12 protein-coding genes, 1 tRNA gene and 1 pseudogene are annotated in these 11,951 nt (G+C 65.7%); 9 read left to right on the top strand and 5 right to left on the bottom strand.

Translation table 11 applies throughout. The features are described 5' to 3' along the window. Positions 1–52 precede the first annotated feature (52 nt). The 5 genes and pseudogenes from TQ29_RS21255 to TQ29_RS02190 all read right to left on the bottom strand — a co-directional run. Positions 53–253: pseudogene (locus tag TQ29_RS21255) on the bottom strand (transposase); the annotation flags it as partial. 126 nt (positions 254–379) lie between these two features. Then, positions 380–456 (bottom strand) — tRNA-Arg (locus tag TQ29_RS02205). A 54-nt stretch (positions 457–510) separates the two neighbouring features. Further along, positions 511–1,917 carry a HAMP domain-containing sensor histidine kinase gene (locus tag TQ29_RS02200; RefSeq protein ID WP_054537834.1) on the bottom strand — a complete coding sequence of 469 codons (1,407 nt, stop codon included), beginning with the start codon at positions 1,915–1,917 and terminating at the stop codon, positions 511–513. Between the two features lie 20 nt (positions 1,918–1,937). Then, positions 1,938–3,353, bottom strand: a complete 1,416-nt coding sequence (locus TQ29_RS02195; protein WP_054537833.1) for an NAD(P)/FAD-dependent oxidoreductase — start codon at positions 3,351–3,353, stop codon at positions 1,938–1,940. Between the two features lies 1 nt (position 3,354). After that, complete coding sequence (locus TQ29_RS02190; protein WP_235974402.1) at positions 3,355–4,101, bottom strand: TVP38/TMEM64 family protein; 747 nt, start codon at positions 4,099–4,101, stop codon at positions 3,355–3,357. Between the two features lie 273 nt (positions 4,102–4,374). On the opposite strand from TQ29_RS02190, the gene rpmH reads away from it, so the two are divergent. The 9 genes from rpmH to argB all read left to right on the top strand — a co-directional run bounded on the left by rpmH (position 4,375) and on the right by argB (position 11,951). Further along, a complete protein-coding gene (gene rpmH, locus TQ29_RS02185) occupies positions 4,375–4,509 on the top strand; it encodes a 50S ribosomal protein L34 (protein ID WP_037210846.1) in 135 nt (44 codons plus the stop codon). A gap of 23 nt (positions 4,510–4,532) precedes the next feature. Beyond that, on the top strand, positions 4,533–4,955 hold the full coding sequence (gene rnpA, locus TQ29_RS02180) for a ribonuclease P protein component (RefSeq protein ID WP_037210844.1): 423 nt from the start codon (positions 4,533–4,535) through the stop codon (positions 4,953–4,955). Further along, a complete protein-coding gene (yidD, locus tag TQ29_RS02175) occupies positions 4,952–5,191 on the top strand; it encodes a membrane protein insertion efficiency factor YidD (protein WP_054537832.1) in 240 nt (79 codons plus the stop codon). Before rnpA ends, yidD begins: the two co-directional genes overlap by 4 nt. Positions 5,192–5,250: 59 nt before the next feature. Then, positions 5,251–6,120: a tRNA 2-thiocytidine(32) synthetase TtcA gene (ttcA, locus tag TQ29_RS02170; protein WP_037210839.1), complete on the top strand. Its 870-nt coding sequence runs from the start codon at positions 5,251–5,253 to the stop codon at positions 6,118–6,120. Between the two features lie 79 nt (positions 6,121–6,199). After that, positions 6,200–7,729, top strand: coding sequence for a bifunctional diguanylate cyclase/phosphodiesterase (locus TQ29_RS02165; protein WP_054540285.1), 1,530 nt, complete (start codon positions 6,200–6,202; stop codon positions 7,727–7,729). Positions 7,730–7,818: 89 nt separating this feature from the next. Then, on the top strand, positions 7,819–9,624 hold the full coding sequence (gene yidC / locus TQ29_RS02160; RefSeq protein WP_054537831.1) for a membrane protein insertase YidC: 1,806 nt from the start codon (positions 7,819–7,821) through the stop codon (positions 9,622–9,624). Then, on the top strand, positions 9,624–10,358 hold the full coding sequence (locus tag TQ29_RS02155; RefSeq protein ID WP_157445494.1) for an MOSC domain-containing protein: 735 nt from the start codon (positions 9,624–9,626) through the stop codon (positions 10,356–10,358). Before yidC ends, TQ29_RS02155 begins: the two co-directional genes overlap by 1 nt. After that, positions 10,358–11,008: a ribosome biogenesis GTP-binding protein YihA/YsxC gene (gene yihA / locus TQ29_RS02150; protein WP_054537829.1), complete on the top strand. Its 651-nt coding sequence runs from the start codon at positions 10,358–10,360 to the stop codon at positions 11,006–11,008. Before TQ29_RS02155 ends, yihA begins: the two co-directional genes overlap by 1 nt. 73 nt (positions 11,009–11,081) lie before the next feature. Beyond that, positions 11,082–11,951 (top strand): acetylglutamate kinase, encoded by an 870-nt coding sequence (gene argB / locus TQ29_RS02145; protein WP_037209348.1) that lies wholly within the window; start codon positions 11,082–11,084, stop codon positions 11,949–11,951.

Genomic DNA, 11,951 nt, shown 5'->3' with positions numbered 1-11,951 from the left:
CGAGACACATAAGGTGTTCAGTCCCGGCCTCGATCCGCTCGACCAGGGCCATCGCATCATAGCCGCGGTCGGCCACGACATGGGCCGTGCGCGTGAAACTGTCAATCAGCTCAGGCGCGGCGGCTTTGTCACTGGCCTGGCCGGGGCGGAGTGTCAGCCGGATCGGCAGGCCCACCTCATCCACGACCGCGTTGATCTTGGTACTCAGTCCGCCACGAGAGCGACCGATGGCGTGATCCGCGCCGCCTTTTTTCTGCCGGCTGCGTGTTGGTGGGCCCGGATGATGGAGGAGGCGATGAAGGCCATGGTTTCCGGCGACTTCGCCGCCAAGGCAACTGACATGAAAGTCAGCTTTGCCTGAAATCCCACACTGGTAAATTGGCGCGCTGGGGAGGATTCGAACCCCCGACCCCTTGATTCGTAGTCAAGTACTCTATCCAACTGAGCTACCAGCGCGTGGAGGCGTGATTTAGCGGCGCTCCGCGGGGTTTGCAAGAGCGAAATCAGAAATCATTCCGCTGCCGCCTCATGTATCGCCACACCCTTGGGCAGGTGGATCACAAACACCGTCCCTTCCCCGTCGGACCGTTCGAGGGCCAGCCGCCCGCCGTGCCCGCGGATCAGTTCGGCGGAAATCGCAAGGCCGAGCCCGGTGCCGCCCTTGCGCGTGCCGCCCTGGAACGGCTGAAACAGATGGTCCCGCGCCTTGGGCGGCAGGCCGGGGCCGGTGTCGGCGACCTGGATCGTCCATTCATGCAGATCCTCGTCGGCACGGATGTTGATCTCGCCGGTGCGGCCGCTGGCCACGATGGCCTGCCGCGCGTTGCGGATCAGGTTGGACAAGACCCGGAACAACTGTTCGCCATCCGCCCGCAGCACCAGCCCCGCCGGCACATCCTCGCTGAAGCTGATGTCGTGGTCGCCGGCCGCCAGCCGCTCGCTGTCGACCACATCGTTGACGATGGCGGCCAGAAAGATGCGGTTCAGCGCCGGAGGCGGCTCTTCGGCCTTGCCGAAGGCCAGCGTCGTTTCGCACAGGTTCACGGCGCGCGAGATCGAGCCGACGATCTTGGGCGCGGCGCGCTTGACGGCCGGGTCCTGGCTGTTTTCCATCCTGTCCGCGAAAAGCTGGGCGGTGGTCAGGATATTCCGCAGATCGTGGCTGATCTTGGCCACCGCCCCGCCAAGCTGGGCCAACCGCTCTTTCTGGCGCAGGGCCGAGGTCAGCTGGTGCTCCATCGATTGCAGGGCAATCTCGGCCTCGCGCAGTTCCGACACCTGCGAGCTGGGCTCGATGATCCGCCGGTTGTCCTCCGGCGCGCCGGCGTAGCTCTGGATCGCGTCCACCAACCTGCGGATTGGCATCACCAGAATGCGGCGCACCGCGAAGAACAGCAGCGAGGCCGTGATCACCGAAATCACCGCCGAGAGGGCAAGAATGCGCAACCCGTAGTCGATCATCGCCATGCGCAGCGGCCCCGAGGCCATGGTGACCTCGATCAGCAGCCCGGCATCCTGCACCGGCTGGCCGATCACGCGGATCACCCTGTCCTGCGGGTCCAGCAGGCGCAGCACAGCATCGCGCATCAGATCGAGCGAACTGTCGGCGCGCAGATCAAAGCTTTCCGCGATTTCGCCCGGCATGGGCGAAGACAGCACGAGTTGCCGCGCCTGGTCGCGGCGCAGCACCACGTTGAAGACCCCGGCGTTGCGCAAAAGCTCCTGCTCCAGCGCGTCGTCGATCATGTCTTCCCCCGCCAGCAGCGCCAGCGAGGCGATCTGCGCCCGTTCAAGATGCGACAAAAGGTAATCTTCGCGGAACCGGGCGATCGAGGGCACAAAGATCAGCACTTCGGCCAGCATGACGAAAGCCACCGTCAGCATCAGGAACCGGCCGGAAAGTGATTTCAGGAACATGCGCAGCCTCTGACGGCGGATCAGGGCAGAACCTTCTGGACGAGGCCCACCGCCCGCTTGACCCAGGGATTATCAAACAACTTCGGAGAAAAATAGGCACCCGCGGCCCGCTTGTTAACCTCCCCCAGGGTCGGATAAGGGGCCACCATGTTGGTAACGGCACTCATTTTCAGCCCGTTGGCGATGGCCAGCGCCCAGATCCCGATCAGCTCGCCCGCCTCCGCCCCCACGATCGAGGCCCCCACCGGGCGCCCCTTCACCACCATCACCTTGATCAGGCCGGTGGTCTTGCCGGTGGCAATGGCACGGTCATTGCCGCTGTAATCGAACCGCACCACGCTGAGCTTCTCGCCATGCGCCGCGCGTGCCTCTGCCTCGGTCAGGCCGACCTGCGCCAGTTCCGGGTCGGTATAGGTCACGCGGGGAATGTGATCGGTGCGCGCCTTCGACGGCAGCCCCAGAAGGATCGACCGGATGACCACACCGGCGTGATACCCCGCCACATGGGTGAACTGCATCCCCCCCGCCACATCGCCGATCGCATAGATGCGCCGGTTGGTGCTGCGCAGATCCGGCCCGACCTTGACACCCGCCTTCGTCACCTCGACCCCCGCCGCCGCAAGGTTCAGCCGATCGGTATTGGCCTTGCGCCCCACCGCCATCAGCAGATGCGTGCCGGTGTAAACCGCGCCACCCCCGGTTTCGACGGATATGTTCCCCGCCCCGCCCGAAATCTTCGCGGCCTGCTGGCCCTCGACAATCTCCGCCCCCTCGGCCCGCAGCTGTTCCAGCACCACCGCCGCCAGTTCCGGGTCGTCCTTGCCCAGCGCCTTCGCGCCTTCGATCACCGTCACCGCGCAGCCCAGCCGCAGATGCGCCTGCGCCATCTCCATGCCGATGGGCCCGCCGCCGATGATGATCAGATGCTCCGGCTTCTCGCGCAGATCGAAAATGGTTTCATTGGTGAAACAGGGCACATCCTCGATGCCGGGGATCGGCGGCACGAAGGGCGACGAGCCCGTGGCGATCACGAAGCGTCGCGCCGAAATCAGCGTGTCCCCCGCCTGAAGCTCGCGGCCCGAGGTGAAAGCCCCGTAGGCGCGGATCACCGTCACCCCCAGCCCCTCGAACCGCTCTACACTGTCATGCGGGGCGATGGTGGCGATCACGCGGGCCACATGATCCTTCGCGGCGGCGTAATCCACCTGCGGCGCGGCTGCGGTGACGCCGAAGGCCACATCGCGCACCGCCTGCGCCCGCGCCCCCGCCGCCAGCAGCGCCTTGGACGGCACGCAGCCATAGTTCAGGCAATCGCCGCCCATCTTGTGCCCCTCGACAAGCACCACCCGCGCGCCCATCTGCACCGCCCCCGCCGCCAGAGACAGCCCGGCGGACCCGGCACCGATGACGCATAGATCGGTTTCGATCCGTTCCATCTTACAACCCTCCCATTCGGCGCAGCGCTTTCACCAGCATCGGCAGCGCCGCCAACATGCACAGGCCCAGAATCGGGCCCAGGATATGCGGCTCGAATATGATGCCCAGATCCGGGGTCTCGCCCCGCGCGAACACCTCTCCCAGCCCGGCGCCGACCCAGGTGAAGACCACGCCGCCCGGTATGATGCCGAAAAAGGTCGTGACAACGAACCGGGCAACCGACACCCCCACCAGCGCCGGGATGATATTGGCCACGAAAAACGGAACCGCCGGCACAAGCCGGATCAGGAACAGCACCGAAAGCTCGTTTTCGCGGATCGCCGCCTTCAACTGCCTGATCAGCCCGCCGCTGGCCTCCATCTTCGCGGCCAGCCTTTCGCCCATGCCCCAGCGCGCGGCCATGAAAATGCCGGTGGCCCCGATCGTGGCCGCCGTGACGTTGAACAGGACGCCGGGGACCAGCCCGAACAGGAACCCGCCGGTCAGCGTGGCGATCGTCGCCCCCGGAAGCGAGAACGCCACGATCACCACGTAAAACGCCATGAAACCCAGCGCCGTCCACAGGTAATGCGCATCGCGAAAGGCCATCAGCGCCTCATGGTTTTCGGCCAGCGCCTGAAACGACAGATAGTCACGCAGCGTGAACGCCCCGATCACCGCCACCACGACGACCGCGATCAGCGGCAGGCGGCGCAGGGTCGCGGATTTTCGGGGCTGGGTCGCATCGCTCATCGGGGGCTTGTCCATCTGATGTCCTCGGCTTTGCCCTAACATGCGGCGGCACCGCCCCGTGCGACAGCCCTTTCACGGTGCCTTGATCACGGGTGATCCAATGTTGCAGGATCGGGGCGTATTTCCCGGCCTTTGTAACATGCGGGCGCAGGCCGCCCGGAAATGTTGCACAAAACCCGCATACTGCGAATTGACTTACGCGCGCGCAGCCCCTAAAGGACGGGCTTCGAACGTAAACGGCCTTCGAATCCATACGGGGTTTGGGCCTGTCCTGACGGAGCCAAAGCGATGAAACGCACTTTTCAACCGAGCAACCTTGTTCGCAGCCGCCGCCACGGCTTCCGTGCGCGCATGGCCACCAAGGCCGGCCGCAAGATCCTGAACGCACGCCGTGCGAAGGGCCGGAAGTCGCTCAGCGCCTGAGACCTGCCGGAAGGCATTTCGACATGACACCGCCGGAGGCAGACGTGGCAGGCACCAGGCCGGACGCCACGACAAGGCCCCCGGCGGTTTCCGTTTGTCTGACGACCCTGACCAAACGCGCCGATTTCCTGCGCGCGGCACGGGCGAAACGGCAGGCCAGCAAAGGGTTCGTCCTTCAGGCCCGCAAACGTGCCCCCGGAGAGGGCGAAAGCGGCGCGATCCGCATCGGCTATACCTGTTCCAAAAAGGTCGGCAACGCGGTGGCGCGCAACCGCGCCAAGCGCCGCCTGCGCGCCATCGCCCGCGCCGTTCTGCCCACGGACGGGCAGCCCGGCTGGGACTATGTGCTGATCGGCCGCGCTGAAACCACGGCCAGCCATCCCTATCTGGACATGGAACGCGACCTGAAACGCGCGTTGCAGAAAATCCACGGGAACCCCACATGACCCCGCTTGCCTGGCTCCTGTCGCTTCCGGTGCGCGCCTACCGGCTGATTCTCAGCCCCTGGGTCGGCAAGAGCTGCCGCTATCAGCCGACCTGCTCGGCCTATGCGCTGGAGGCGCTGGAAAAGCACGGCGCGATCCGGGGCGGCTGGCTGGTGCTGCGCCGCATCGGGCGGTGCCACCCGTTCGGCGGCGATGGCTATGACCCGGTGCCGGAGCAGGACGCAGACAAGGGCTGAAGCGCGGCGCGCCACCGGCCCCCTTGCCCGAAATCCGCAACTCCACTAAAGCCGGATTCATGCTCGACGATCTTGATGACATCCACCCGCTGTTCCACGGCGCGCCCTCGACGACGGAGTTCAAGAAGCTCCGCAAACGCATCGTGCGCTATACGCGCGAGGCGATCGAGCAATATGGCATGATCGAACGCGGCGCGCGCTGGCTGGTATGCCTGTCAGGCGGCAAGGACAGCTATACATTGCTGGCCGCCCTGCATGAGCTGCAGTGGCGCGGACTGTTGCCGGTCGATCTGCTGGCCTGCAACCTCGATCAGGGCCAGCCGGGGTTTCCGGCCACCGTGCTGCCGGAGTTTCTGGAAAAGATGCAGGTGCCGCACCGGATCGAGTATCAGGACACCTATTCGGTCGTGATGGACAAGGTGCCCCAAGGCCGCACCTTCTGCGCCCTGTGTTCGCGGCTGAGGCGCGGAAACCTCTACCGTATCGCCCGCGAAGAAGGGTGTTCGGCGGTGGTGCTGGGCCATCACCGCGACGATATTCTCGAAACCTTCTTCATGAATCTCTTTCACGGCGGGCGGCTGGCCACCATGCCGCCCAAGCTGGTGAACGAAGAGGGCGACCTGTTCGTCTATCGCCCGCTCGCCCATGTGGCCGAGGCTGATTGCGAACGCTTCGCCACGGCGATGAACTATCCCATCATCCCCTGCGATCTGTGCGGCAGCCAGGACGGATTGCAGCGCCAGCAGGTCAAGGCGATCCTGGACGGGTGGGAGGCCAACAGCCCCGGCCGCCGCCAGGTGATGTTCCGTGCGCTGATGAACGCCCGCCCCTCGCACCTGCTGGACCCGAAACTGTTCGACTTCGCCGGGCTGGTGCGGGGAAGCGCCGAAGTTGATGAAAATTCTCATCAGATTCCCCGGCTCGATTAATCTCCCGAACAGAGACCGGCCCTAGCCTGAGCGGCAAGTGGTGATCCAAAAGGTCACGCCGCAAGAGGACGCTTCGCCGATGTCTCGGTTTTCTGGTTTCGTGCCGCACCGCGCCCGCGCTGCCGGGGCCGCGCTGTTTGGCCCGCCGCAAAGCATGGCTTTTCTGCCCGCGATCACGCTGGCGGCCTATTGGATCGGCGGCGAACAGGCGCTTCTGGTGGCGGCTCTGATGTTTCCCCTGCTCTATTCGCTCTTCGGCGCGCCCGCGGCGCGGGGCGAGCCTGCGGCGGGCCAAGGGGCTGCACGTGAAACCGTGGTCGCGCTGCTGGACAAGACGCTGAAAAACCCATCTGACCGCGGCCTGACCACCGCCTGCCTGGTGGTCGCGGTCGAGGGGCTGGATGGATTGGGCGAACGCTTCGGCACACCGGCGGCGGAGCTTGCCATGGGGCGGGTCGCCGACCGGCTGGCCGGGGCGCTGCGCGGCTCCGATATCGTGGCCCGCCTGGGCGAGGGACGTTTTGCCATTGCCCTCGGCCCGGTCCGCCGCGCCGATCTGGAAACGCTGCTGCAGATCGCCGGGCGGCTTCAGGATGTGGTGCGCGAGCCGATCAGCATCGATGCGACCGCGGCGCATCTGTCCAGTTCGGTCGGGTTCTGCCTTGCCAGCCGCAGCCCCGCCGCCGATGGCGCCGCGATGCTGGCCGCCGCCGAAACCGCGATGCGCACCGCACGACAAAGCGGGCCGGGCGCCATCCGCGCGTTTTCCGCCGAAATGCAGGTGGCGGCAGACCTGCGCCACGACCTGGCCGATGAGGTATCCGCCGCCCTGGAGAGCGGCCAGATCGTCGCATGGTTCCAGCCGCAGATTTCGACCGATACCGGCGCGGTCACCGGGTTCGAGGCGCTGGCGCGCTGGCCGCAGCGCGAGCGTGGCCCGATTCCCCCATCGGATTTTCTTGGCGCCATCGCCCGTGCCGGCCTGTCGGAACGGCTGAGCGAAGAGATGCTGTTCAACGCCCTTTCCGCGGTGCGCTCCTGGGACAAGGCCGGCGTGCATGTGCCGGCGGTGGGGGTGAACTTCTCGGGCGAAGAGCTGCGCAACCCGCGGCTGGTCGACAAGATCCGGTGGGAGCTGGACCGGTTCGGCCTGACCGCGGAACGGCTGACGATCGAGGTGCTGGAAAGCGTCGTCTCGGATGCCGGGGACGATATGATATCGCGCAATATTTCCGCCCTGTCGGCACTGGGATGCGGGATTGATCTGGATGATTTCGGCACCGGCCACGCCTCTATCGCCTCGGTGCGGCGCTTCGCCGTGGGCCGGCTGAAGATCGACCGCTCCTTCGTGACCCGCGTCGACCAGGACCGTGAACAGCAGGATATGGTCGCGGCCATCCTGACCATGGCCGAGGGGCTGGGCCTGGACACGCTGGCCGAGGGCGTCGAAACCGTGGGTGAACATGCGATGCTGGCCCAGCTTGGTTGCCGCCATGTGCAGGGCTTCGGCATTGCCCGTCCGATTCCCTTCGAAGACACCATTGCCTGGATGCTGAAACATCAGGAAAAGCTGGAACAGGCCGCCAGCCTTGGGCGGCAGGCGGGCTAAGCCCGGGTGCGGTGGGAAAACCGCTTGACCTTCGGGGCGGCGTTCTGTTGAACCTCCATCACCTTTCCAAGGACAGATGGCGGCCAAGAATGGACGATCAGAACAAAAACCTCATCCTCGCAACCGCGCTCAGCTTTCTGGTGATCGTGGGCTGGTTCCTTCTGTTCCCGCCGGAACAGCAAAGCCCGGCGCCCGCCGATCAGGTAACCGCCACCGCGCCGGGCATCGCGCCCGTGCCGCCGGCCTCTGTCTCCGGCACCCCCACCCCGGTGCCCGCCGCCACGGCTCCCGCCGCCGCCGATGCCCCTCGCGTCACGATCGACACCGCGCGCCTGTCGGGCTCGATCTCGCTTCTGGGCGGGCGGATCGACACGCTGTCGCTCAGCGATTACCACGAAACCCTCGACAAGACCTCGCCGAAGGTCGCATTGCTCTCGCCGGTCGGCACCGCCCGCCCCTATTACGCGCTCTACGGCTGGGCCCCCGCCGGAGATCTGGACAGCGCCGCCGTGCCCGGCCCGCAAACGCGCTGGACGCTCGCGCAGGGCGACACGCTGACACCCGACAGCCCGATCACCCTGCGCTGGGACAATGGTGCCGGCCTCACCTTCACCCGCGTGATCGCCGTGGATGACAATTTCATGTTCAGCATCACCCAGAGCGTGGAAAACAACACCGGCGCCCCCATTCGCCTGGCGCCCTATGGCATCGTCGCCCGCCATGGTGAGCCGGAGACGAAGAAATTCTTCATCCTGCACGAGGGCGTCGTGCGCCAGAACGATACTTCGTTGGAAGAGATCGGATACGGCAAGATGCCCGACATGGATTTCGTCGAGCGTGAAGGCGCCCGCGCCGAGGTGACCGAGGTGCAGGAAAACGGCTGGGTCGGCTTCACCGACAAATACTGGATGACCACGCTGATCCCGGCGCCCGGCCAGCCCTTCACCTCTGTCGCGAAATACGTGGCCCAGGCCGATATCTATCAGGTCGAATCGCGCCTGCCGGTGATGACCGTCGCGCCGGGCGCGACCGCACAGGCCGACACGATGCTCTTTGCCGGCGCCAAGGAATGGGAAGAAATCCGCCACTATCAGAATGACACGGGCATCTTCCGTTTCGTCGATTCGATCGACTGGGGCTGGTTCTTCTTCCTCACCAAGCCGATTTTCGCGGTTCTGCATTTCCTGAACGGGTTCATCGGCAACATGGGCTGGTCGATCATCGCGCTGACCTTCCTGCTGAAGGCGCTGCTGTTCCCGCTGGCGTATAAATCCTACGTCTCGATGGCGAAGATGAAAGAGCTTCAGCCCGAGATGGAGAAGCTGAAGGAACGCGCCGGCGACGATCGCCAGAAGCTGCAGCAAGAGATGATGGCGCTCTACAAGAAGGAAAAGGTGAACCCCGCGTCGGGCTGCCTGCCGATCCTTTTGCAGATCCCGATCTTCTTCTCGCTCTACAAGGTGATCTTCGTCACGATCGAGCTGCGTCACGCCCCCTGGCTCGGCTGGATCCGCGACCTTTCCGCGCCCGATCCGACCTCGATCTTCAACCTGTTCGGCCTGCTGCCCTATGCGGCGCCGGATGCGAATTCCATTCTGGCCATCGCGTCGATCGGCATTCTGCCCATCCTTCTGGGCCTGTCGATGTGGCTGCAGCAAAAGCTGAACCCGGCCCCGACCGACCCGGCGCAGGCGATGATTTTCGGCTGGATGCCCTGGATCTTCATGTTCATGCTGGGCCGGTTCGCCAGCGGGCTGGTGCTTTACTGGATCGCGAACAACACGATCACCTTCACCCAGCAATACCTGATCATGCGCAGCCAGGGCTACAAGCCTGACGTGTTCGGCAACATCAAGTCGACCTTCCGCAAGAAACCCAAACCGGACGCCAAGTGATGGCGCGGCTGGCGCATATCCGGCGCCATCCGGTCAAGGGTATCGGCCAGGAAGAGATCGCGGCCACCACGCTCTGCCCGGCGCGCCCCCTGCCGCTGGACAGGGCATGGGCGGTGCTGACGGGCGATACCGGCGATACCGGCCAATGGCAGCCGCGCCGCAACTTTGCGCAATGCGCCGCCGCGCCCCGGCTGATGGCGGTGTCTGCGCGCATGTCGGGCGCGCGGATCACGTTCAGCCACCCCGAGCGGCCCGAGATCACCATCGACCCCGACAATGACGGGGCGCAGCTGGTCGCGTGGATCGCCCCGCTCTGCCCTGCGGACCGGCCCGCGCCGACGCGGCTGGTGCGTGCGCCCGAGCAGGGGATGACGGATGCGCCCTTCGCCTCGGTCTCGCTGATGAGCCTGGCGTCGCTGCGGGCGTTTTCGCAGGAGATCGGCCAGCCGCTCGATCCACGCCGGTTTCGTGGCAACCTGTGGCTTGACGGGCCCGCCCCCTGGGCGGAGTTCGACTGGATCGGCCGGACCCTGCGCATCGGCACCGCCGAGCTTGAGGTGGTCGAGCGGATCGAGCGCTGCCGCGCCACCGAGGCCAGCCCCGTAACCGGCCTGCGCGATGCCCCCACCCTGCGGGTGCTGCAGGATGCCTGGGGCCACCGCGATTTCGGCGTTAACGCAAGGGTTGTGACAGGCGGGCGAATTGCCGTGAACGACCCGGTAGAGGTATTGTGATGCAGCTTCCCTTCCCCGTCGCCGACGCCCCCGATGCCGCCACCGCCGAACGTGGCCGCCTGCTGTTCGCCGGAGAGACCGAGTTTCTGAAAGGCGTCGTCGCGATGGACGGGCTGCCGCCCGCCGACCGGCTCGAGGTTTGCTTCGCCGGGCGTTCCAACGTCGGAAAGTCCAGCCTGATCAACGCGCTGACCGGGCGCAAGGCGCTGGCGCGCGCGTCCAACACGCCCGGGCGGACCCAGGAAATCAACTTCTTCACACTGGGCGACAGCCACTATCTGGTCGATCTGCCCGGCTATGGCTATGCCGAGGCGCCGCTGCCCGTCGTCCAGAAATGGCAACGCCTGCTGAAAGCCTATCTTTCCGGCCGCCAGACCCTGCGCCGCGCCTTCGTTCTGATCGACGCGCGCCACGGGGTAAAGGCGGTGGACGAAGAGATTCTGACCCTGCTCGACCAATCGGCCGTGACCTTTCAGGCGGTGCTGACCAAGGCCGACAAGGTAAAGCCCAAAGACCTTGAGAACGTGCTGAACCAGGTGCGCGGTGCCCTGTCGAAACACCCCGCCTCCTTCCCCGAGATCGTCGTGACGAGCTCTGAAAAGGGCGACGGGATCGAAACGCTGCGCGCCATCATCGCCACGCTGGAGTAACCCGCGCGGCGCCCGCGGGGCCTTGCCGCGCGGGCGGTGCCGGTTTACCAACGGGCAGCCAAGGACCCGACCCATGAAGAAGCAGACCGCCATGAACCGCGATTGGATCGCCACCGCCCGGACGCTTTCCGAAGCGCTTCCCTATCTGCAGCGCTACGATGAGGCCGTCGTCGTCATCAAGTTCGGCGGCCACGCCATGGGCGATGACGTGGCGATGGAAAGCTTTGCGCGCGACATCGTGCTGATGCAGCAGGTCGGGGTCTATCCCGTGATCGTGCATGGCGGCGGCCCGATGATCAACGAGATGCTGGCCAAGCTGGACATCAAGTCTGACTTCGTGAAGGGCAAGCGCGTCACCGATGAGGCCACTGTGAAAGTGGTCGAAATGGTGCTCTCCGGCCTTGTGAACAAGCGCATCGTGCAGGCGATCAACCGCCAGGGGGGCAAGGCCGTGGGCCTGTCGGGCAAGGATGCCAACATGATGATCTGCGATCAGACCGATCCCGATCTGGGCTTTGTCGGCACCCCGTCCGAGATGAACCCCGCCGTGCTGCGCCAGCTTTTCACGGCAGAGATGATCCCGGTTGTCGCGCCGCTTGGCGCCGGGCGCAACGGCGAGACCTACAACGTCAACGGCGACACCGCCGCCGGGGCCATCGCCGCCGCACTGAAGGCCGACCGGCTGTTGCTGCTGACCGACGTGGCCGGCGTCAAGGATGCCAGCGGCGAGGTGGTGACCGAGCTGACGCCCGACCAGATTCGCGCCTTGACCACGGAAGGCGTGATTGCCGGCGGCATGATCCCGAAAACCGAAACCGCGCTGGCCGCGATCGAGGGCGGCGTGCGCGCGGTTGTGATCCTGGACGGGCGCGCGCCCAACGCCTGCCTGCTGGAGCTGTTCACCGAACACGGCGCGGGCTCTCTGATCCGGCAGCCGCGCTAG

Source organism: Actibacterium sp. EMB200-NS6 (assembly GCF_001305615.1).
GTDB classification, from domain to species: domain Bacteria; phylum Pseudomonadota; class Alphaproteobacteria; order Rhodobacterales; family Rhodobacteraceae; genus Actibacterium_A; species Actibacterium_A naphthalenivorans.
This window is presented reverse-complemented; position numbering and strand designations above follow the sequence as displayed.

Excerpts from the sequence above, each read along its gene's own strand:
- TQ29_RS02200 (WP_054537834.1), bottom strand. The coding sequence starts at position 1,917 with ATGTTCCTGAAATCACTTTCCGGCCGGTTCCTGATGCTGACGGTGGCT.
- TQ29_RS02195 (WP_054537833.1), bottom strand. The coding sequence starts at position 3,353 with ATGGAACGGATCGAAACCGATCTATGCGTCATCGGTGCCGGGTCCGCC.
- TQ29_RS02190 (WP_235974402.1), bottom strand. The coding sequence starts at position 4,101 with ATGGACAAGCCCCCGATGAGCGATGCGACCCAGCCCCGAAAATCCGCG.
- rpmH (WP_037210846.1), top strand. The coding sequence starts at position 4,375 with ATGAAACGCACTTTTCAACCGAGCAACCTTGTTCGCAGCCGCCGCCAC.
- rnpA (WP_037210844.1), top strand. The coding sequence starts at position 4,533 with ATGACACCGCCGGAGGCAGACGTGGCAGGCACCAGGCCGGACGCCACG.
- yidD (WP_054537832.1), top strand. The coding sequence starts at position 4,952 with ATGACCCCGCTTGCCTGGCTCCTGTCGCTTCCGGTGCGCGCCTACCGG.
- ttcA (WP_037210839.1), top strand. The coding sequence starts at position 5,251 with ATGCTCGACGATCTTGATGACATCCACCCGCTGTTCCACGGCGCGCCC.
- TQ29_RS02165 (WP_054540285.1), top strand. The coding sequence starts at position 6,200 with ATGTCTCGGTTTTCTGGTTTCGTGCCGCACCGCGCCCGCGCTGCCGGG.
- yidC (WP_054537831.1), top strand. The coding sequence starts at position 7,819 with ATGGACGATCAGAACAAAAACCTCATCCTCGCAACCGCGCTCAGCTTT.
- TQ29_RS02155 (WP_157445494.1), top strand. The coding sequence starts at position 9,624 with ATGGCGCGGCTGGCGCATATCCGGCGCCATCCGGTCAAGGGTATCGGC.
- yihA (WP_054537829.1), top strand. The coding sequence starts at position 10,358 with ATGCAGCTTCCCTTCCCCGTCGCCGACGCCCCCGATGCCGCCACCGCC.
- argB (WP_037209348.1), top strand. The coding sequence starts at position 11,082 with ATGAAGAAGCAGACCGCCATGAACCGCGATTGGATCGCCACCGCCCGG.